This is a genomic window from Intrasporangium sp. Soil_C_50, from assembly GCF_057656595.1.
In genome coordinates, this window is the sequence record NZ_JBDGKB010000004.1 from 1 (window position 1) to 20,281 (window position 20,281).

Here is a 20,281-nt window from a genome sequence, read left to right on the forward strand (position 1 = left end):
GACAAGCAGGCCACCGTGTCCTGGACCGCCCCGGCCAACGGCGGCAGCGCCATCACCAGCTACACCGTGACCCCGTACGCCGGCACCACCGCCGGCACCCCGACCACCGTCACCGGCACACCACCGGCCACGACCACCACGGTCACCGGCCTGAGCAACGGCACCGCCTACACCTTCAAGGTCTCGGCCACCAACGCCATCGGCACCGGGCCCGACTCCGCCGCCTCGGCCGCCGTCACCCCGACCGGACCGACCGGGTGCGCTGCCTGCACCATCTGGCCGAGTACCGCCACCCCCGCCATCCCCAGCCACAACGACAGCTCCTCTGTCGAGCTCGGTGTCAAGTTCAAGTCCGACGTGGCCGGGCAGATCACCGGCATCCGGTTCTACAAGGGCACCGGCAACACCGGCACCCACACCGGCAGCCTGTGGAGCTCCACCGGCACCAGACTGGCGACCGCGACCTTCACCAACGAGACCGCCACCGGCTGGCAGCAGGTCACCTTCGCCACGCCCGTGACCATCACCGCAGGCACGGTCTACGTCGCCTCGTACTTCGCCCCGGTCGGCCACTACGCCGGCGACACCGGATTCTTCTCCACCACCGGCGTCGACAACCCGCCCCTGCACGCCCTGCAGGACGGCACGAGCGGAGGCAACGGCGTCTACGTCTACAACGGCTCCAGCGCCTTCCCCAACAACACCTTCCAGGGAGCCAACTACTGGGTCGACGTCGTCTTCTCCACCACCGGCGGAGCGGCGACCGCACCCGCGGCGCCCACCGGCGTCACCGCCACCGCCGGCGACAAACAGGCCACCGTCGCCTGGACCGCGCCCGCCAACGGCGGCAGCGCCATCACCAGCTACACCGTGACCCCGTACGCCGGCACCACCGCCGGCACCCCGACCACCGTCACCGGCACACCACCGGCCACCACCACCACGGTCACCGGCCTGACCAACGGCACCGCCTACACCTTCAAGGTCTCGGCCACCAACGCCATCGGCACCGGACCCGACTCCACCGCCTCGGCCGCGATCACCCCGACCGGACCCACCGCACCGGCGGCACCCACCGGCGTCACCGCCACCGCCGGCGACAAGCAGGCCACCGTCGCCTGGACCGCGCCCGCCAACAACGGCAGCGCCATCACCAGCTACACCGTCACCCCCTACGCCGGCACCACCGCCGGCACCCCGACCACCGTCACCGGCACCCCGCCGGCCACCACCACGACGGTCACCGGCCTGACCAACGGCACCGCCTACACCTTCAAGGTCTCGGCCACCAACGCCATCGGCACCGGACCCGACTCCGCCGCCTCCAACAGCATCACGCCCGCGGTGGCGACCGGGTGCACCGCCTGCTCGATCTGGGCCAGCAGCGCCACCCCGACCAACCCGAGCATCAACGACGTCTCCTCTGTCGAGCTCGGTGTGAAGTTCCGGTCCGACGTGGCCGGCCAGATCACCGGCATCCGGTTCTACAAGGGCACCGGCAACACCGGCACCCACACCGGCACCCTGTGGAGCTCCACCGGCACCAGGCTGGCGACCGCGACCTTCACCAACGAGACCGCCACCGGCTGGCAGCAGGTCACCTTCGCCACGCCCGTGACCATCACCGCAGGCACGGTCTACGTCGCCTCGTACTTCGCCCCGGTCGGCCACTACGCCGGCGACAACAGCTTCTTCGCCACCACCGGCGTCGACAACCCGCCCTTGCACGCCCTGCAGGACGGCACGAGCGGAGGCAACGGCGTCTACGTCTACAACGGCTCCAGCGCCTTCCCCAACAACACCTGGCAGTCCAGCAACTACTGGGTCGACGTCGTCTTCAGCGCCACGCCGTGAGCGTTCTTGGCCGCCCCGCCTCGGCCGGGGCGGCTGGCTAGCCCGTCGAGGGCGGGCTGGCCGGCTCGGCCAGGGGCGTGCGGGCCTCGTCGGCGCGCACCGCGACGACGCCGCCGACGATGAGCAACCCACCGGCGAGCTGCAGCGCCGTCGGCAGCTCGCCGAGGACGACCCAGGCGAAGAGCACGGCGAAGAGCACCTCGGTCAGGGCCACGAAGGAGGCGACCTTGGCCCCGAGCATCCGCACGGCCGCGATCCCGGTGACGTAGGCGAACGCGGCGGCGACGAGCGCGATGACGAGGACCGGCACCCACCACGGCACGTCGGCGCCGCCGAGCGTCACGACGTCGGCGCCACGGGTCAGGTCCATGACGCCGATGAGCCCGGCGGCCCAGAGCACGACGGCCCCGACGACGAGCCCGGCACCGGCGAGCGCCATCGGCGGCAGGTCGGCGTCGACGTGGTCGGCGAGCAGGAAGTAGAGGACGAGGCAGACGGCCGCGCCGAGGCCCCAGAGCACGCCAGCGAGGTCGAGCCGCGCTCCCCCGGTGACGTCGAGGACGAGGAGCAGACCGGCGACCGCGAGCCCGATACCGGCCAGGGTGAGGCGGCGCGGGGCGCGTCGGTGCCGGGCCCAGAGCCAGCCGACGATGAGGACGGGCGCGAGGTACTCGAGCAGGAGCGCCACGCCGACCGACAGGTGCGTCACGGCGTTGAAGTAGGCCAGCTGGCAGCCGGCGACGCCGGTGAGCCCGTACCCGACGACGGCGCGGCCGTTGCGCCGCAGCACGCCCCAGCGGCCGCGCAGTGCGACGAGGGTCGGCACGAGCAGGACGAGCGCGGCCAGCGTGATCCGGAGCGTGACGACGGCACCGGGGGCCCAGCCGGCGAGGAGCAGCGGCTTGGCGAAGGCCCCTGACGTCGCGAAGGCGGCGGCCGACGCCAGGGCGACGCCCAGCCCGAGCAGAGGGTGGCGGGCGGCCGCGCCCGGAGAGACATCGGCGGCACCGCCAGCGTCCTCCGGGCCCCACTCGAGGACGGGCGGGTCGGTCGGGCCGGGAGCGGTGGACGCCGGCGCGAGGCCGGGCGTCGGGGTGGCGGGCTCCGCGGACACGGTGACCTCCAGGCGATGCGGTTCGGGTGACGCGTCCGGCCCGGCGGTGAGCCGCTGTCAGGACCGTCTGCGATTAGACTCCTGACGGTAGCGATCAGCGATGTCAGGAGTCAATAGCGTGTTCACCCATGACACCGAGACGGCCCTCCACGCCGCCGCGGCCCTCGTCAACACGATGCCGGGCACCGTGCCCGGGGACTCGGCCGAGGACGCCCTCGTCACCGTCGAGGAGCTCTCAGCCCTCTACGCCGAGCAGCGGTGGACCGGCCGGTTCGACCGCGACGCCGCCGAGCTCGACGCGGTGCGCGCCCTGCGACCGCGGCTGCGGGGGCTCTGGGAGCACGACGAGGCCGCCGTCGTCCGACTCGTCAACGAGCTGCTCGCCGAAGGCGCGGCCCTGCCCCAGCTCGTCGAGCACGACGACTCGGGCTGGCACGTGCACGCCACCCCGCCCGATGCTCCCCTCGCGCAGCGGATGGCCGTCGAGGCCGCCCTCGCCGTCGTCGACGTCGTCCGCGCGGGCGAGCTCGACCGGCTACGCGTGTGCGCCGCGCCGGACTGCGACGACGTCGTCGTCGACCTGTCCCGCAACCGCTCGCGCATCTACTGCGACGGCGGCTGCGCGGCTCGTGCGCACACCGCCGCCTACCGGGCCCGACGCGCCCGCGCCTGACGCGTCACGAAGGGTGACGTGTCGGAGCCATGACGCGTCGGAGCCGTGACGCGTCGGGCGACGCTCAGGCCTTGCCGTCGAAGAGGCTCGTCACCGAGCCGTCCTCGAAGACCTCCTTGATCGCCATCGACACGAGCGGCGCGATGGACAGCACCGACAGCTTGTCGAAGCGTCGGTCCTCGGGGATCGGCAGCGTGTTCGTCACGACGACCTCGTCGACCTTGCAGGCCTTGAGCCGGTCGACGGCCGGGCCCGACAGGATTGCGTGCGTCGCGGCGATGACGACCTTCTCGGCACCCTCCTCGATGAGGGCGTCGGCCGCCTTGGTGATGGTGCCCGCGGTGTCGATCATGTCGTCGACGAGGATGCAGACGCGGCCCTTGATCTCACCGACGACGCGGTTGGCGACGACCTCGTTGGGCCGGTTGATGTCGCGCGTCTTGTGGATGAAGGCCAGCGGCGCCCCGCCCAGGCGTGTCGACCAGTCCTCGGCGACCTTGATGCGGCCGGCGTCGGGCGAGACGACGGCGAGGTCGAGGTGGCCGTACCTCTTGCCGACGTACTCCGACAGGATCGGCATCGCCATGAGGTGGTCGACCGGGCCGTCGAAGAAGCCCTGGATCTGCGCCGTGTGCAGGTCGATGGCCATGAGCCGGTCGGCGCCGGCGGTCTTGAAGAGGTCAGCCATGAGGCGGGCCGAGATCGGCTCCCGGCCGCGGTGCTTCTTGTCCTGGCGCGCGTAGCCGTAGAACGGCAGCACGACGGTGATGCGCTTGGCCGAGGCGCGCTTGAGCGCGTCGATCATGATGAGCTGCTCCATGATCCACTCGTTGATCGGCGCGGTGTGGCTCTGGATGACGAAGGCGTCCGACCCGCGCACCGACTCCTCGTACCGCACGTAGATCTCGCCGTTGGCGAAGTCGTAGGCGCTCGTCGGCACGAGACTCGTGCCGAGCACGTCGGCCACCTCCTGCGCGAGCTGCGGGTGCGCCCGGCCGGAGAACACCATGAGGTGCTTCTCGGTGGTCTTGTTGATGCCGGTCATGCCTGGGCGCCCTTCTCGTCGCTTCCGAGCCGGTCGTTCTCGACCACGGCTCCTGCCTCGCCGGCGAGTGCCGCCTCGGCGTCCACGGCGGTCCGGGCCGCCTCGTCGGTCTTCGTGCCGGCGCGCCGGCGCGCCACCCAGCCGTCGATGTTGCGCTGCTGGGCGCGGGTCACGGCCAGCTGACCGGGGGCGACGTCGCTGACGACCGCCGAGCCGGCCGCCACGTAGGCGCCGTCGCCGATGGTCCGCGGCGCCACGACGACCGAGTTGCTCCCGACGAAGCTCCACCGGCCGACGTCCGTGTGGCCCTTGGTGACGCCGTCGTAGTTGGCGAAGATCGTGCCGGCGCCGATGTTCGCGCCCTCGCCGATCGTCGCGTCGCCGCAGTAGGTCAGGTGCGGCACCTTCGCGCCGTCGCCGATCCGGGCGTTCTTCGTCTCGACGAAGCCGCCGATCTTGCCGGCCCGGCCGAGGACCGTGCCGGGACGCAGGTAGGAGAAGGGCCCGACGCTCGCGTCGGGCCCGATCTGGGCCAGTTCGGCCTGGGTGCGCACGACGCTCGCGCCGTCACCCACCTCGGTGTCCGTCAGCGTCGTGTCGGGGCCGACGACGCAGTCGCGCCCGATGGTCGTGGCGCCGAGCAGCTGGGTGTTCGGGTGGACGACGGTGTCGGGGCCGACCGTGACGTCGGCGTCCATCCACGTCGTGGCCGGGTCGATGACGATGGCACCGTCACGCATGGCCTGGTCGACGATGCGGCGGTTCAGCTCGGTGCCGAGACGGGCCAGCTGCGCCTTGTCGTTGACGCCCTCGGTCTGCCACAGGTCGGCGACGAGGTGGGCGTCGACGGACAGGCCGCGCGACCGCGCGATGGCGACGACGTCGGTGAGGTACTTCTCGCCCTGGGCGTTGTCGGTGCGGACCTCGGCGAGCGCCTCGCGCAGCACGATCGCGTCGAAGGCGTAGAGGCCGCTGTTGACCTCGCGGATCTCGCGCTGCTCGTCGGTGGCGTCCTTCTGCTCGACGATCGCCTCGACGTGCCCGCCGGCTCCACGGATGACACGGCCGTAGCCGGTGGGGTCGGCCAGCGTCGAGGTGATGACGGTGACCGCGCTGCCGCTCGCGCTGTGCGCGGCGACGAGCCCGGAGAGGGTGTCGGCCGTGAGGAGAGGGACGTCGCCGTACGTGACGACGACGGTGCCGCTCAGACCCTGCGGGAGCGCTTCGAGGGCGCACTCGACGGCGCGACCGGTGCCCCTGACCTCGTCCTGGTCGGCGATGACGGCATCGGGGTCGACCTGCGCCACGTGCTCGGCGACGCGGTCCCGCTCGTGCCGGACGACCACGGCGAGGTGTTCGGGGCTGGTCCCGCGGGCCGCCCGGATCGCGTGGGCCACGAGGCTGCGGCCGCCGATCGTGTGGAGGACCTTGGGGGTCGTGGACTTCATGCGTGTGCCCTCGCCGGCGGCGAGGACGATCACGGCGGTCGGCCGCAGATCGCTCACGGGGCGCAGCTCCTTGTCGTCGGGTGCGGTGCCTTGCAGCCCCGGACCGGCCGTCGAGCAGGTGCGTACGCGGTGGCACCGGGGGTGCGCCGCCGCCACTCTACTCGGGGCTCGCGATGCCTCCGGCGCGCCCGTGGGCGAGGCGTGACGCCGCTCACAGCGGGGGTCCGCTCGTCGTGCCGCCGCTCCCCGGGTAGGGCACCGTCGCTCGTGCCTCGCTCCTCCCGACTCCTGCCGGGGACCCGCTCGACGCTTGCTACGCATCGCGTCGAGCTTGCTCCCCGGGTAGGAGTCGAACCTACGTCGCTAGTCCTGATTCAAAGTCAGGCGGGCCCTGCCGGCAGACCAACCGGGGAACGTCCACGAGGACGTGCCACAGGGTAGTGCAGCGCCGGTGCGGGGTCGGGCGTCGGTCGGTCAGCTGCCCGGGGTCGAGGCCGAAGCGCCCGCGCCGCTGTCGCCTGCAGGCGCCCCGGCCGGCGTTGAGCCCGATCCCGAGCCCGAGCCTGCAGCCGGTGCCGTGTCAGTGGGCCCCACGACAGCCGCGGGCGCCGGCAGCGACTGCTGCACGGCCGGGGCCGAGGCCGATGGCGCGGGGGCCGGGTCCGCGGCTGCAGGTGGGGGCGCCGAGGGCGTCGAGGCGGTCGACGGGTCGGGCGCCGCGGATGCCGTGGCCGAGGGCGTCGACACGGCCGTGGTCGTCGGCGTCGGGGCAGCCGTGGCGGTGGCCGAGGTCGTTAGGGCGACGGGAACCGTGGCGGAGATGACAGGGGCGACGACGGCTCCACCGACCGCTCCCCCGACGGCCGACCCGAGGTCGGGCAGCGTGGTCGGCCCGACGGCACCCCCGGGTCGCGGCGCGCGGTTCGCCGAGGACGACGGGTGCTGCTGGACGACTGAATGTTCGTTGGTGCCGTGGGTCAGCACCACGGCGGGCGCCGCGACGCCGAGGCCGATGACGATGCCCGCGACGGCCGTGGCGACGGGTGGGGAGATCGTCAGCCCCCCGATGGTCGCGCCGCCCGCGGCGACGGCGACGGGGACGAGGGCGGCAGCTCCAGCGGCGGCGCCCGTTGCGAGGGCGCTCGAGACGACGCCTGACGCGACACCCGATGCGACACCCGACGCGGCCGCGCCGGTTGCGGCGATGGAGGCGGTCGTCGCCCCGGCGGCGCCCGCCGTCGACACCGTGGCCGCGACCGCGGTCGAGGCCGTGGCCGCACCGCCGACGCCCGTGCCACCCGCAGCACCGGCCACGCCGGTGACCAGCGAGGAGGCGCCGGACACGACGCCGCCCGACATCGCGCCACCCGCGGCACCCGTGGCACCCGTGGCACCCACCGCGCCCGCGGCGCCGGCAGTTCCCGCGGAGGCGGCGCCGCCGGCGGCGCCCGCTCCGAGCCCTGACGCCCCGCCGAGACCGGCCCCGCCGGTCACGAGCAGCCCGCCCGCGCCCTGACCGACGCCGGACCCGAAGGCCTGGCTCGCGCCGGCGAGCAGGAAGGGCAGGACGAGTCCCGCGAACCCGGTGCTGATCCGGCGCAGGTTGTCGGCGAGCGCCGCGTCGCGCGGGCACGAGGCGAGGTGCGCCTCCACCTTCGCGTGCCGGCGCGGAGTCGAGCGTCCGCGGACGTGGGCCGAGAGGTGGTCGAGCGTCCAGCGGCACTCGGGGCTCGCACACTCGGCGCTGCGCTGCTGGACCCACACGTCGAGGTAGTGGCCGCGCAGCGCCTCCTTGGCGCGCATGACTCGGACGCTGACGAGGTTGGCCGACACCCCGAGGCGCGGGGCGACGGCCCGCGGGGCCGCACCATCGACCATCGTCATCCACAGCAGCTGACGCTCCCGCTCGGGCAGGCGCGCGAAGGCCTCGCGGACGAGGCCGCTGCCGAGGTCCTCCTCGAGCTCGTCGTCGACCTCGGTCCCCGCCACGCGGTCGAGGTCGGCGGCGTCGGTGGGCAGGGCGCTCATGTCGCGACGCACGGCGTCGACGCCGAGCGTCCGGACGGTCGAGGTGAAGTAGGCGCGGAAGTTGTCACGCGGTCCGGCACCCTCGCGCAGCAGGCGCAGCATCCGTGCCGACGCCTCGGCGACGAGGTCCTCGGGCGCGACGCGACCCCGGAAGCGCACCGCGACGGCCTGCGCGGCCGGCAGGTGGCGCCGCCAGAGGACGACGAACGCGTCGTCGTCGCCGTGCCGCACGCGGTCGAGCAGGTCGACGTCCGTGAGGTCGGCGAGCGGGGTGGAGTCGGGTGTCGCACCGACGGCGTTCGCAGACACCGTGGTCCTTTCAGGTGTGGAGAGAGACCCAAGTGTGCGACATGCAGACCCCTCTCGTGTGCGGATTGCTTGATGCGGACACGTTGCGCGTGTCGCACTGCGGCATGCGTGCCGATTCGTCCCCGCCCGACGCGCCCGGCGCGTGGGAGCCCGGGCCTTCCGGTCGCCGCCGAATGGCACGATGACGACGTGACCGCCGACAGGGACGACAGGGATGACAGGGACGCCGCGGACGCCACGGACGACCGCCCCGAGCGGACGCCGCGGCCGCGCACCCGCGCCCGGATGACGGGCCCCGAACGGCGCGAGCAGCTCATCACCGTCGGGCGCCGGCTCTTCGCCGAGAAGGGCTTCGAGGCCACGACGGTCGAGGAGGTCGCCGCCAAGGCGAACGTCTCCAAGCCCGTCGTCTACGAGCACTTCGGCGGGAAGGAGGGTCTCTACGCCGTCGTCGTCGACCGCGAGATCCAGGCGCTGCTCGGTGGCATCACCCGTGCCCTCGAGGAGGGCGACGGGGCCCGGATGCTCCTCGAGCGCGCGACCCTCGCGCTGCTCGACTACGTCGAGAGCGACCCCGACGGGTTCCGGATCCTCGTGCGCGACTCTCCTCCGGGGCAGTCCACCGGCTCGTTCGCCAGCGTGCTCGGTGAGGTCGCCTCCCAGGTCGAGCACCTGCTCGCGGCCGAGTTCAAGTCACGCGGCCTCGACCCGAAGTCGGCCCCGATCCACGCCCAGATGCTCGTCGGGATGGTCGCCCTCACCGGCCAGTGGTGGCTCGACAAGCGCAAGTTCAAGAAGGACCAGGTGGCCGCCCACCTCGTCAACCTCGCGTGGAACGGCCTGTCGGGCCTCGACCGGAGCCCGCGACTCGTCACCGTGCCGCGCCGCTGACGACCGCTCACCACGCTGCTGCCGACGCGGACGCGGACGTCGACCGCCGCAGCGGTCAGCCGAAGAACGTGCGCCGATAGGTGTCGCCCGCGCCGTCGGTCACGACGACGGTGACCGGCGACAGGCCCCCGAGGCCGCCCTGCGTCAGCTGGACGCGGCCGCCGGACGACGACCCGGTGCAGGAGACGCGTGCGCTCCCGGTGTTCGAGCACGTCCAGGCGCTGTTGGAGGCCCGGAGCGAGCCGGTGCCGGAGGCGTTGGAGACCGTGAGGCTCAGGCGGCCTCCGACCGTCGTCCGGATCGACAGGCTGAACCGGCTGGGGTCGCCGGAGGCGATGACCTTGACCGAGATCGTGGGCGGGCTCGAGGGCTGCGGCGGCGGCTCGGACGTGGGGGGCGGGGCGGGCGGCGTCGAGGTGGGGGGCGGGCTGGGCGGCTTGGAGGTCGGCGGCGTCGGACGCGTCGTCGGGGGCGTGGACGTGACGGGAGGCCGAGGCGGCGGGGTGCCGCCTGCCCCGCGGGACGTACCGGGGCCCGCGGTGGCCCCGCCTGCGGCGGGAGCGTTCGCACCACCGGGGGCCGGGGGCGCCGGCGTGCCGGTGACCGAGGCCGAGGTGGTCGAGGCGGCCGCCGGGATCGCCGCCGCGGCGCTCGTCGCCGCGGGGTGCGTGGCTCCGGGCGCGGCCGGGGACGTGCCTGTCGTGGACGAGGCGGCCGACCCACCCGCCCGGAGGGAGCCACCGGGGGCGGCCGTGCTCGGGCCGGGGCTCGCCGTCGCGGACGTCGACGGTCGGGGCGCGGCGTCGGCAGGCAGCGAGGTGGACGCGGGCCCGCCGAGCAGGCCCGTGGCACCGGCGGTGACGGCGAGCCCCGCGACGACGCTGGCGGCCCGGCTCGCGACCTGGCCCATGGCGTCGGCGGCCGAGCCCAGGCGTCCGGACCCGGACGCACCCGCCTTGGCCCCCGCACCGACCGCGGCTGCGCCACCCGACGAGGCCGCAGCGACCCCACCGGCACCGGCCGCACCGGCCGCACCCGCAGCCCCGCCGAGGAGCCCGAGGCCACCGGCCGTGACGAACCCGGGCGTCGACACCCCGGCCGCGAGGACGAGCGGCACGACGAGGGCCGGGAAGCCGTCGTGGATGACGCGCAGGTCGTCGGCGAGCCGGGCCGCGTGGGAGCAGGAGGCGACGTGCGCCTGCGCGCGCTCGGTCTGCCGCTTGGGCAGCCGGCCGCGCACGAGGGCGCCCAGGTGGGTGATGGTCCAGCGGCACTCGTCGGTGTCGGCCGCGGCGAGGCCGCGCTCGGCCCGTGCGTCGAGGTACAGGGCGCGGAGGTTCTCGCGGGCGCGCATGGCCCGGACGCTGACGGCGTTGGCGCTCATCCCGAGGGCCGGGGCCACGACGCGCGGGGCGGCGCCCTCGACGGTCGTGTGCCACAGGACGCGCTGGTCCTTCTCGGGCAGCGACCGGAACGCCTCGCGGACCAGCGCCACGGTCTCGTCGTCGCCGAGGTCGGGGCCGTGCTGCTCGACCGGGTCGGCGAGGGCGTCGAGGTCGTCGTCCTCGGTGGGCACGAGACGCAGGTCGCGGCTGCTGGAGTCGAGGGCGACGGTGCGCACGGCGGACAGGAAGTAGGCGCGGAAGTGCTCCTCCGGGCCGCGTCCTTCCTTGATGAGGGAGAAGACGCGGGCGGCGGCCTCGGCCACGACGTCCTCGGGGCTCGTGCGCGTGCGGACGCGCCGGGCGACGGCGTACGCGGCGGGCAGGTGGCGACGCCACAGCTCGCCGAACGCCTCGGCCGACCCCTCCCGGCTGCGGGCGAGCAGCTGCACGTCGGCAGCAGAGGACCACGCCTCGCTCGACCACATGGTCAGGTCAGCCGACACCTCGAGCCCTTCCAGCCACTTGCCAGTGGTGGACAGTCTGCCCCGGCGCGCCGCGTGCGTCGACTCGACGCGCAGCGCAAGACAGATGGCAGGTTTCGCCCTTCCGGATGATCCCCTCCACGAAACCATCGCGGAAGGACGAAACCTGGCGGCACCACGGGTGCGGACCTCAGGAGCCGCTCCCTCCCCTGACCAAGCGGGACGCTCCAGCGATGCCGTCATCCGTAAGACGTGCCACTCCCCATTTCATGACAGATTTTTCGCGAATGTCAGGAAATGCCCGAAATTGACCTCGACCCGTCGGTAGCGGTGCCGCCATGGGGCCCTCTTGGTCGACGTCTTACCGACCGTTGGCGGACCTCACACGCCCGCGCGCCGCAGGCCGGCGCGCTGCACGCCGACGCGTAGCGTGACGGAACGCCCACCCGTCGGGGCAGCGCAGGTGGCGGGTATGGGTGCCCGGGTGACGATGCGCTGGCTCTTCGCCGACCAGCTCGGCCCGCACTTCGACGTCGGACGCGACGGCGTCCTGCTCGTCGAGAGCACGCGCGCGCTGGCCCGCCGGCGGTTCCACCGCCAGAAGCTGCACCTCGTGCTGTCGGCGCTGCGCCACCGGGCCGCCGAGCTCGAGGGCTCCGCCGGCTCGGTGACGCTGCTGCACACGGACACCTACGCCGAGGCGCTGGAGCAGGTCGGGCGACCCGTGCGCGTGTACGAGCCGACGTCGTGGGGCGCCGACGCGTTCGTGCGCCGGCTGCACGACTCGGGGCAGGTGGAGGGGATCGACCCGACGCCGGGCTACTCCCTCGGGCGCGAGGAGTTCGCCGCCTGGGCAGGGGGGCGCCGGCGGGTGCGGATGGAGGAGTTCTACCGGTTCCAGCGGCTGCGGCTCGACCTGCTCGTCGAGGGCGAGCACCCGGTCGGCGGGCGGTGGTCCTTCGACGAGGCCAACCGCGAGCCCCCACCGAAGGGCGCCGAGCACCTCGACATGCCGCCGCCGTACCGACCGCGTGAGGACGAGATCGACGAGCAGGTCCGCGAGGACCTCGACCGCTGGACGCGCGACGGTGTGCTCGAGCCGGTGGGCCAGGACGGCCCCAGGCTGTTCGCCGTGACCCGCCGCGAGGCGCTGGCCGCGCTCGAGCGGTTCGTGACGCGTCGGCTCGGCGCCTTCGGGCCGCACGAGGACGCGATGCTGCGCGGCGACTGGGCCATGGCGCACAGCCTCTTGTCGGTGCCGCTCAACCTCGGCCTGTTCGACCCCGTCGAGGTGGCCGAGCGCGCCGTCCGGGCCTTCCACGACGGCGACGCGCCGCTGGAGTCGGTCGAGGGATTCGTGCGCCAGGTCGTCGGCTGGCGCGAGTACGTCTGGCACGTCTACTGGCACCTCGGGCGCTCCTACCGACGCCGCAACGCGCTCGCGGCACGGCGCGGCCCGCTCCCCCGCTGGTTCGACGAGCTCGACGCCGACGCGGTCGAGGCCGCCTGCCTGTCCGACGCGCTCGGCGGCGTCCGCGACCGCGGCTGGGTGCACCACATCCCGCGCCTCATGGTGCTCGGCGGCTGGGCGGCCCAGCGCGGCTACGACCCCGACGCGCTGACCGAGTGGTTCCAGACCCGGTTCGTCGACGGCTACGACTGGGTCATGCCGGCCAACGTCGTCGGCATGAGCCAGCACGCCGACGGCGGGGCCGTGGCGACCAAGCCGTACGTGTCCGGCGGCGCCTACATCGACCGGATGAGCGACTACTGCGGCGGCTGCCGGTACGACCCGAAGAAGCGCACGGGCGAGGACGCCTGCCCCTTCACGGCCGGCTACTGGGCCTACCTCGACCGCAACGCGGCGCGCCTCGAGGGAAACCACCGGATGGCGCGGCCGCTCCAGCAGCGCCACCGGCTCGCCGACCTCGCGGAGGTCGTCGCGCAGGAGCGCGCCCGCGGTGACGACCCGCCCTGACGCATCCGCCCGACGCGTCAGGCGCGTCGGGTGCGGGCCACGGCGAAGCTGCGCGTGAACGGGAAGAGCACCCCGAAGGACCGACGCGGGTAGGCCACCTCCAGCTCGCGGGCGTACTCCTGCTCGAAGACCTCGCGCTCGGCGGCGTCCGCGAGGATGCCGAGGACGGGGCGCAGCCCGGTGCCGCGCACCCACTCGAGCACGGGGTGCGGGCCGCCCTCGGGCGCCGAGAGCACCTGTTCGTAGGTCGTCTGCCACACGTCGACCTCCGGCGTGCGGTCGAGCAGGAGCGCAGCGTACGTGCCGGGCAGCGCGACCGCTGCGGCCCGGTCGAGGCCGCGGCGCAGGTCGTCGGCGCGCGGGTGCCGCTGCGCCACCTCGCGCATGAGGCGGTGCGACGGCGCGTCGAAGTTGGCCGGCACCTGCATGGCGAAGGTGCCCCCGGGCGTCAGGGCGTCGAGCCAGCCGGGGATGAGCCGCAGGTGGGTCGGGACCCACTGGAGGGTCGCGTTGGTGACGAGGACGTCGACGGACCCACCCAGCCCGGTGGGGTCCCAGTCCTCGGCCGACGACTCGACCCACTCGACGCGGCTCTCGCCGTCGAGCGCGCGCGCCTTCTCGAGCATCTCCGGCGAGGAGTCGACGCCGACGATGCGGGCCTCGGGCCAGCGCCCGGCCAGCCCGAGCGTCAGCTCGCCGGGTCCGCAGCCGAGGTCGACGACGAGCTCGGGGTCGCGCGCGTCGACGCGAGCGAGCAGGTCGGCGAAGGGCCGGCCGCGGTGGTCGGCGAAGCGGGCGTACTGCCCCGGGTCCCAGGCAGAGTCGGTGGTGCGCTCCCCGGTCGGGGGTGTCGTGTCGGACACGGCGTCCTCACTTTCCTTCGATGTCAAGAGTCTTGATGGTGACTAGGCTGGGGGTCATGAGCCCGGACCGCCGCGCGGGTCGCCCCGCTGGCGACGACGTCGACGAGATCGTCGCGGCCTGGCGCCGCGAGCGACCCGACCTCGACGTCTCGCCCCTCGAGGTGCTCTCCCGCGTGTCGCGCCTCGCCCGCCGGCTCGACCTCGCGCGCGGGCGCGCCTTCTCCGAGCACCTGCTCGAGGGCTGGGCGTTCGACGTGCTGTCGGCGCTGCGCCGCGCGGGCGAGCCGTACGAGCTGTCCCCGGGCGCCCTCGTGCAGCAGACGCTCGTGACGTCGGGCACCATGACCAACCGCGTCGACCGGCTCGAGCGCAGCGGGTTCGTCGAACGGCGCCCCGACCCGGGCGACCGGCGCGGCGTTCTCGTGCGCCTGACACCGGCCGGGCGTGACGTCGTCGACTCGGCCATGGCCGACCTCATCGAGCAGGAGAAGTCGCTGCTGTCCGAGCTCGGGGCCGGCGAGCGCCGCGAGCTCGCGACCCTGCTGCGCCGGATGCTCGCCCCGCTCGAGGCCCGCCCGGGCGACTCGACGTCCTGACACCGACCGCCCGCTCACGCGTCGGCGCGCTGCTGGAACTCGAGGCGGTTGCCGACCGGGTCGCTGGCGTGGAAGCGACGCAGCCCGGGGATGTTGTCGTCCCAGGTGACGGACGCGCCGGCCGCCCCGACCGCCGCGGCGAGCGTCTCCACGTCGGCCACGGCGATGCCCGGGTGGGCCTTGCGCGCCGGAGCGAACGGGTCCTCGATGCCGACGTGCACCTCCGCACCGCCGGGCTCGCTGCCCGCTCGGAACCAGACGCCGCCGCGGGCGCGCAGCCTTTCCGGCTTGGGCACCTCGGTGAGGCCGAGGACCCCGGCGTAGAAGGCGCGCATGGCGTCCTCGCACCCGGCCGGGCCGGACACCTGGACGTGGTGCAGAGTCATCTCCATGGGCCGAAAGTATCTTGATATCAAGATACTTTCAAGGGTCCGGGCCTACCCGACGACGTCCGCGGCCTCGAGCCACTCCATCTCGAGCTCCTCGCGCTCGGCGACGAGCTCGGTGAGCCGGGCGTTGAGGTCGGCGAGGGCCCCCACGTCGGTCGCCTTCTCGGCCATCTCGCCGTGGATCCGCTCCTCGCGGTCGGCCAGGCGGGAGAGCTGCTTCTCGACGCGGGCCATCGTCTTGCGTGCCTCGCGGACCTCGGCCGGGCTCGCCGTCGTGGCTGCGGCGGTCGTGGCCGTCGGAGCGTTCGCCCCCGATCCGCCACCCGACGCCGACGATGCGGGCGCGGTCGCCGTGCGCGCCGCGGCGGCGCGCAGCTCGAGGTACTGGTCGACGCCACCGGGCAGGTCGCGCACCCGGCCGTCACCGAGCAGGGCGAGCTGGTGGTCGCAGACCCGCTCGAGCAGGTACCGGTCGTGCGACACGACGACGAGCGTGCCCGCCCAGCCGTCGAGGACGTCCTCGAGCGAGGTGAGGGTCTCGATGTCGAGGTCGTTGGTCGGCTCGTCGAGGACGAGGACGTTCGGCTCGGTGAGCAGCAGGCGCGTCAGCTGGAGCCGGCGCCGCTCGCCGCCGGAGAGGTCGCCGACGCGGGTCTGCTGGCGCCCACCCGGGAAGCCGAGGCGCGTCGCCAGCTGGCTCGCACTGACCTCCTTGCCGCCGAGCGTCGTGTACTGGCGCACGTCCTCGACGGCCTCGATGACCCGCCACTGCTCGAACCGCTCGAGCTCGCGCACCTCCTGGGTCAGGTGTGCGATGGCGACGGTCTTGCCGACCTTGCGCCGCCCGGCGCTGAGCGGCACCTCGCCGGTGAGGGCGCGCAGGAGCGTCGACTTGCCCGCCCCGTTGACGCCGACGATGCCGACGCGCTCGCCGGGCGCGAGGCGCCAGGTGACGTCGTCGAGCAGGGTCCGCTCGTGCGGGGGCTCGCCGACGGTGAGCGTCGCGTCCTCGAGGTCGAGCACGTCCTTGCCGAGGCGACGCGTTGCGAACGACACGAGCTCGACGTTGTTGCGAGGGTCGGGCTCGTCGGCGATGAGGGCGTTGGCGGCCTCGATGCGGAACTTCGGTTTGCTCGTGCGGGCCGGCGCACCGCGGCGCAGCCAGGCCAGCTCCTTGCGCATGAGGTTGGAGCGGCGCTCGGCCACGACGCCGGCGAGGCGGTCGCGCTCGGCCTTGGCGAGGACGTAGGCCGCGTAGCCACCCTCGAAGGAGCTGACGCCTCCGGACTCGACCTCCCACGTGTTCGTCGCGTACGCGTCGAGGAACCAGCGGTCGTGGGTGATGGCGACGGTCGCGTTGCCCGGCCGGGGGCGGCGGTGGGTCAGGTGGTCGGCGAGCCAGGCCACGCCCTCGACGTCGAGGTGGTTGGTCGGCTCGTCGAGCAGGAGCAGCTCGGGGTCCTCGACGAGGAGGCGCGCGAGGGCGAGGCGGCGGCGCTCACCGCCGGACTTGGGCCCGACGCGGGTGTCGAGCCCGCCCATCGCCTCGGCCCCGATGCCACCGAGCAGTCCGGTGAGGACGTCGCGGATGCGGGGGTCGCCGGCCCAGACGTGCTCGGGGCGGTCGCCGAGGACGGCCTCGCGCACCGTCCACTCGGGGTCGAGCGCGTCGTCCTGGCTCAGCATCCTGATGCGGATGCCGTCGTCGCCGCCCTGCTTGCTGATGCGGCCCGAGTCGGGCTCCTGGAGGCCGGCCATGACGCGCAGCAGCGTCGACTTGCCGCCGCCGTTGACACCGACGATGCCGATGCGGTCACCGGTGAGGACGCCGATGCTGACGTCGTCGAGGACGTGGGCGGTGCCGAAGACGAGGGAGACGCGTTCGAGCGAGACGAGGTTGGCCATCGGTGACCGACCCTATGCCGTGAGCCCGTCAACACGGCAATCCACTCTGCCGATCGAAAGAGCACTCCGTCATCCAGCTCCCGATCGAGAGAGCACTCCGTAGGTGACGGAGTGCTCTCTCGATCGGGAAACGGGGATCTGACGGTCAGTCGCGGGGGGTGGCGACGACGTGGGCGCCGTGGACCGGACCCTTGGCCCGGCGCAGGTCGCGGCACAGGTCGGACGCCGCGAGCGAGACCGACAGGTCCAGCGCAGCCTCGTGGCTCTCGGTGAGGAAGGCCACGGTGGGGCCGGACCCGGAGACGATTCCACCGAGGGCGCCGAACTCGACGCCGGCGTCGCGCAGCTCTCGCAGCTGGGGCCGCAGCGAGAAGGCCGCCGGCTCGAGGTCGTTGTGCAGCGCGGCGCCGAGAGCGGCCGGGTCGCCCGACCGCAGCGCGGCCATCAGCTCGGGGCTGACACGGGGCTCGGGGACGTCGACGCCGTCACGCTCGCGGAGGCGATCGCACTCGGCGTACACCTCCGGCGTCGACAGGCCGGTGTCGCTGATGGCGAAGACCCAGTGGAAGGTGCCGCGGGCGAGGACGGGCGCCAGCTGCTCACCGCGCCCGGACCCCATGGCGTTGCCGCCGGTGAGCGGGAAGGGCACGTCGCTGCCGAGCACGGCAGCCAGCTCGGCCAGGTCGTCGCGGTCGAGGCCCAGGCCCCACAGCTGGTCGCACGCCACGAGCGTGGCGGCGGCGTCGGCGGAGCCGCCCGCCATGCCACCGGCGACGGGGATGTCCTTGTCGATGCGGATCGACAGCGCCTCGTCGACCGACCACCGCTCGGCGACGAGCCGGGCCGCCCGGACCGCGAGGTTGTCGCCGTCGGTCGGGATGAGGCTCTTGTAGGTGCCCGTGGGCACGACCTGCCAGTCGTCCCAGCGCGCCACCGAGACCTCGTCGTGCAGCGACACGGCCTGGTAGACGGTCGCGAGCGAGTGGTAGCCGTCGGGCCGGCAGGGCCCGACCCGCAGCTCGAGGTTGACCTTGGCCGGGACCCGCACGGTCACCGCACCCGGCAGGGTCGGAGCGACAGTCATGCGCCCACCCTAGGGGTCACGCGGGGCCGCCCGTGGCCGGCCGCGCAACCTGCGGCTTGGCCGCTGCGATCCGCGCGAACGCCGCGACGTCGAGCTGCTCGCCGCGCGTCTTCGGGTCGATCCCGGCCGCGCGCAGGGCCTCCTCGGCGAGGGCGGGTGAGCCGGCCCACGACGCGAGGGCGCCGCGCAGGGCCTTGCGGCGCTGGAGGAACGCCGCGTCGATGCAGCGGAACACCTCCTCGCGCGTCGCCGTGGTCTCCGGCGGCGTGCGCCGCCGGAGCGACACGAGCCCCGAGTCGACGTTGGGGGCGGGCCAGAAGACGTTGCGCCCGACGCGTCCGGCGAGCTCGACGTCGGCGTACCACGCGGCCTTGAGGCTGGGAACGCCGTAGATCTTGCCGCCAGGCGTGGCCGCGAGGCGCTCGGCCACCTCGAGCTGGACCATGACGAGGACCCGTTCGAGGGTCGGGAAGTGCTGCAGGAAGGAGAGGACGACCGGTACGGAGATGTTGTACGGCAGGTTGGCGACGAGGGCCGTCGGCTGCGGCTTGGGCAGCTTGGTCACGGTGAGGGCGTCGGCGGCCACGAGCCGCAGCTTGTCGGCGTTCTGTGGCTGCAGGCGGGCCACGGTCTGCTCGAGCGCGCCCGCCAGGCGGGGGTCCACCTCGACCGCGGTGACGTGCCGGACCACCGGCAGCAGCGCGAGGGTGAGCGAGCCGAGTCCCGGCCCGACCTCGACGACGACGTCGTCGGGCCCGACGCCGGCGACGCGCACGATCTTGCGCACCGTGTTGGGGTCGACGACGAAGTTCTGCCCCCACTGCTTGGTGGGCCGCACCTCGAGCCGCTCGGCGAGCTCGCGGACCTGGGCCGGGCCGAGCAGGGCCGCATCCTCGGCATGCCCGGCATGCCCGGTGTGCTCGTGGTGGGCGCTCCCCGCCACCGCCTTCTTCCCCATGCACCTCACCCTATGGCCCGCAGGACCCGGGAACGCGGACGCCCACCCGACCTGGGAAAGGTCGGGTGGGCGTCCGGTCACGCCGTGGGCGGGCGGGTCAGCTCAGGCCTTGCACTGCCACTGCGACGTGCCGTTGTCGGCGTACACGCGGTTGGCGACCGTGATCTGCTGCTCACGCGAGGCGAGGTCGGCGCGCGAGGCGAAGTCACCGCCGCCGTAGGCCAGCCACGTGGAGGTCAGGAACTGCAGACCGCCGTAGTAGCCGTTGCCGGTGTTGATGTGCCAGTTGCCGGTCGACTCGCACTGGGCGATCGAGTCCCACATCGCGGCGCGGGCCAGGTTGATCGATCCGCCCGAGCCGCCGGTCGAGCCGCCGCCACCGCTGGCCGCAGCCGGACGCGCCTTCGTGCCGACGAGGACGATGCGGTCGACCGGGGCCTTGGTGACCTTCGAGGACAGGCGCTTGGTCCCGACGACCTTGCCGTCGATGACGGTGCGCTGCACGGTGACGACACGGGTGCCGTCGCTGCCGGCGCGCGCGACCTTGGTCTGGTCGGTGTAGAGGGACGAGGACTTCGTCTTCGTCGTGCCGTGGGGGATGGCCTCGGTGACGGTGGCCGACGACTGCTGGACACGCTGGATGCGGACCTTCGCGCCGTTGGTCAGCAGCGACGTGGCGGACGGCGTGACGCGGTCGGCCTTGCCGACGTTGACGCCGAGCTGCTTGAGGGCCTCGCCGACGGTGGCGGCGGCGACGGTCTTCGTCGTGGTGTGACCGTCGGCGGAGATCGTGACGGCCTTCGGGGTGACGATCGTCAGGGACAGGCCCTGACGGCCGATGGTCTGCGAGCGCGACACCGAGATGCGGGCGCCGTCGCTGCGGACGCCGAGGGCGAGCAGCGCACCGTCGACCGTGTTCTCGGTGGTGCGGATCTGGCGCTGCTTGCCGTCGATGGTGAGGGTCAGCAGGCGGCTGTAGCGGACGGTGACCGCCTCGCCGTCGGACAGTGGGGTGTCGGCGGCAGGGACGACGACGTCGCCGGGCTTGGTGGTGATGCCCTCGGAGTCGAGGAGGTCACCGACGGTGCTGCCGAACACGTGGGCTGAAGAGGTCTTTCCGTCGACCGAGAGGGTCACGGACTTGTCGAGCTGGGCCGCTCCGACCGCACCACCGGTGAGGACGACGGCGGCGCCGGCAACGGCGAGGACCTTGAGATTGCGCGAAACCAAAACACTCCGAACGTCGAACGACCCGGGTGCAACGCGCTCTCGAATTGTC

16 protein-coding genes and 1 tRNA gene are annotated in these 20,281 nt (G+C 73.6%); 5 read left to right on the plus strand and 12 right to left on the minus strand.

Annotated features, from left to right (window positions below; genetic code table 11):
* The coding region (locus AC3A5R_RS11480) for a DUF4082 domain-containing protein (protein ID WP_487620896.1) at positions 1-1,854 on the plus strand (1,854 nt) is incomplete at its 5' end.
* Between the two features lie 37 nt (positions 1,855-1,891).
* Here AC3A5R_RS11480 and AC3A5R_RS11485 read toward each other — a convergent pair.
* Positions 1,892-2,968: an EamA family transporter gene (locus tag AC3A5R_RS11485; RefSeq protein WP_487620897.1), complete on the minus strand. Its 1,077-nt coding sequence runs from the start codon at positions 2,966-2,968 to the stop codon at positions 1,892-1,894.
* A gap of 100 nt (positions 2,969-3,068) precedes the next feature.
* Between AC3A5R_RS11485 and AC3A5R_RS11490 the strand changes: the two genes are divergently transcribed.
* Complete coding sequence (locus AC3A5R_RS11490; RefSeq protein ID WP_487620898.1) at positions 3,069-3,641, plus strand: CGNR zinc finger domain-containing protein; 573 nt, start codon at positions 3,069-3,071, stop codon at positions 3,639-3,641.
* A 64-nt stretch (positions 3,642-3,705) separates the two neighbouring features.
* Here AC3A5R_RS11490 and AC3A5R_RS11495 read toward each other — a convergent pair whose 3' ends face one another.
* From AC3A5R_RS11495 to AC3A5R_RS11510, 4 genes are all read right to left on the minus strand, one after another.
* Positions 3,706-4,686 carry a ribose-phosphate diphosphokinase gene (locus tag AC3A5R_RS11495; protein WP_487620899.1) on the minus strand — a complete coding sequence of 327 codons (981 nt, stop codon included), beginning with the start codon at positions 4,684-4,686 and terminating at the stop codon, positions 3,706-3,708.
* Complete coding sequence (gene glmU / locus AC3A5R_RS11500; protein ID WP_487620900.1) at positions 4,683-6,191, minus strand: bifunctional UDP-N-acetylglucosamine diphosphorylase/glucosamine-1-phosphate N-acetyltransferase GlmU; 1,509 nt, start codon at positions 6,189-6,191, stop codon at positions 4,683-4,685. Before glmU ends, AC3A5R_RS11495 begins: the two co-directional genes overlap by 4 nt.
* A gap of 277 nt (positions 6,192-6,468) precedes the next feature.
* Positions 6,469-6,547: transfer RNA gene (locus tag AC3A5R_RS11505), tRNA-Gln, on the minus strand.
* A gap of 61 nt (positions 6,548-6,608) precedes the next feature.
* Positions 6,609-8,471: a sigma-70 family RNA polymerase sigma factor gene (locus tag AC3A5R_RS11510; protein ID WP_487620901.1), complete on the minus strand. Its 1,863-nt coding sequence runs from the start codon at positions 8,469-8,471 to the stop codon at positions 6,609-6,611.
* Between the two features lie 285 nt (positions 8,472-8,756).
* On the opposite strand from AC3A5R_RS11510, the gene AC3A5R_RS11515 reads away from it, so the two are divergent.
* Entirely contained in the window at positions 8,757-9,362 is a 606-nt protein-coding gene (locus tag AC3A5R_RS11515; RefSeq protein WP_487621191.1) for a TetR/AcrR family transcriptional regulator, read from the plus strand.
* Between the two features lie 55 nt (positions 9,363-9,417).
* Here AC3A5R_RS11515 and AC3A5R_RS11520 read toward each other — a convergent pair whose 3' ends face one another.
* Positions 9,418-11,250 carry a sigma-70 family RNA polymerase sigma factor gene (locus AC3A5R_RS11520; protein ID WP_487620902.1) on the minus strand — a complete coding sequence of 611 codons (1,833 nt, stop codon included), beginning with the start codon at positions 11,248-11,250 and terminating at the stop codon, positions 9,418-9,420.
* Between the two features lie 451 nt (positions 11,251-11,701).
* Between AC3A5R_RS11520 and AC3A5R_RS11525 the strand changes: the two genes are divergently transcribed.
* Complete coding sequence (locus tag AC3A5R_RS11525) at positions 11,702-13,207, plus strand: cryptochrome/photolyase family protein (protein ID WP_487620903.1); 1,506 nt, start codon at positions 11,702-11,704, stop codon at positions 13,205-13,207.
* Positions 13,208-13,224: 17 nt separating this feature from the next.
* Here AC3A5R_RS11525 and AC3A5R_RS11530 read toward each other — a convergent pair whose 3' ends face one another.
* Positions 13,225-14,097 carry a methyltransferase domain-containing protein gene (locus AC3A5R_RS11530; protein WP_487620904.1) on the minus strand — a complete coding sequence of 291 codons (873 nt, stop codon included), beginning with the start codon at positions 14,095-14,097 and terminating at the stop codon, positions 13,225-13,227.
* Positions 14,098-14,126: 29 nt separating this feature from the next.
* Here AC3A5R_RS11530 and AC3A5R_RS11535 point away from each other — a divergent pair, with 29 nt between their 5' ends.
* Positions 14,127-14,666: a MarR family winged helix-turn-helix transcriptional regulator gene (locus AC3A5R_RS11535; RefSeq protein WP_487620905.1), complete on the plus strand. Its 540-nt coding sequence runs from the start codon at positions 14,127-14,129 to the stop codon at positions 14,664-14,666.
* A 14-nt stretch (positions 14,667-14,680) separates the two neighbouring features.
* On the opposite strand, the gene AC3A5R_RS11540 is transcribed toward AC3A5R_RS11535, so the two are convergent.
* From AC3A5R_RS11540 to AC3A5R_RS11560, 5 genes are all read right to left on the minus strand, one after another.
* The gene (locus tag AC3A5R_RS11540) at positions 14,681-15,058 is read right to left on the minus strand and encodes a VOC family protein (RefSeq protein WP_487620906.1); all 378 of its coding nucleotides are present in this window, start codon (positions 15,056-15,058) and stop codon (positions 14,681-14,683) included.
* Positions 15,059-15,103: 45 nt separating this feature from the next.
* Positions 15,104-16,960 carry an ABC-F family ATP-binding cassette domain-containing protein gene (locus tag AC3A5R_RS11545; protein WP_487620907.1) on the minus strand — a complete coding sequence of 619 codons (1,857 nt, stop codon included), beginning with the start codon at positions 16,958-16,960 and terminating at the stop codon, positions 15,104-15,106.
* 145 nt (positions 16,961-17,105) lie between these two features.
* Positions 17,106-18,044 carry a 4-(cytidine 5'-diphospho)-2-C-methyl-D-erythritol kinase gene (locus AC3A5R_RS11550; protein WP_487620908.1) on the minus strand — a complete coding sequence of 313 codons (939 nt, stop codon included), beginning with the start codon at positions 18,042-18,044 and terminating at the stop codon, positions 17,106-17,108.
* A 16-nt stretch (positions 18,045-18,060) separates the two neighbouring features.
* Positions 18,061-19,002, minus strand: coding sequence for a 16S rRNA (adenine(1518)-N(6)/adenine(1519)-N(6))-dimethyltransferase RsmA (gene rsmA, locus AC3A5R_RS11555; RefSeq protein ID WP_487620909.1), 942 nt, complete (start codon positions 19,000-19,002; stop codon positions 18,061-18,063).
* A gap of 102 nt (positions 19,003-19,104) precedes the next feature.
* Positions 19,105-20,232 carry a resuscitation-promoting factor gene (locus AC3A5R_RS11560; RefSeq protein ID WP_487620910.1) on the minus strand — a complete coding sequence of 376 codons (1,128 nt, stop codon included), beginning with the start codon at positions 20,230-20,232 and terminating at the stop codon, positions 19,105-19,107.
* Positions 20,233-20,281 lie beyond the last annotated feature (49 nt).

Bases quoted from the DNA above. Each gene is read 5' to 3' on its own strand.
- AC3A5R_RS11490 (WP_487620898.1), top strand. From the start codon at position 3,069: ATGTCAGGAGTCAATAGCGTGTTCACCCATGACACCGAGACGGCCCTC.
- AC3A5R_RS11495 (WP_487620899.1), bottom strand. From the start codon at position 4,686: ATGACCGGCATCAACAAGACCACCGAGAAGCACCTCATGGTGTTCTCC.
- AC3A5R_RS11515 (WP_487621191.1), top strand. From the start codon at position 8,757: ATGACGGGCCCCGAACGGCGCGAGCAGCTCATCACCGTCGGGCGCCGG.
- AC3A5R_RS11525 (WP_487620903.1), top strand. From the start codon at position 11,702: ATGGGTGCCCGGGTGACGATGCGCTGGCTCTTCGCCGACCAGCTCGGC.
- AC3A5R_RS11535 (WP_487620905.1), top strand. From the start codon at position 14,127: ATGAGCCCGGACCGCCGCGCGGGTCGCCCCGCTGGCGACGACGTCGAC.
- AC3A5R_RS11540 (WP_487620906.1), bottom strand. From the start codon at position 15,058: ATGGAGATGACTCTGCACCACGTCCAGGTGTCCGGCCCGGCCGGGTGC.
- AC3A5R_RS11545 (WP_487620907.1), bottom strand. From the start codon at position 16,960: ATGGCCAACCTCGTCTCGCTCGAACGCGTCTCCCTCGTCTTCGGCACC.
- AC3A5R_RS11550 (WP_487620908.1), bottom strand. From the start codon at position 18,044: ATGACTGTCGCTCCGACCCTGCCGGGTGCGGTGACCGTGCGGGTCCCG.
- rsmA (WP_487620909.1), bottom strand. From the start codon at position 19,002: ATGGGGAAGAAGGCGGTGGCGGGGAGCGCCCACCACGAGCACACCGGG.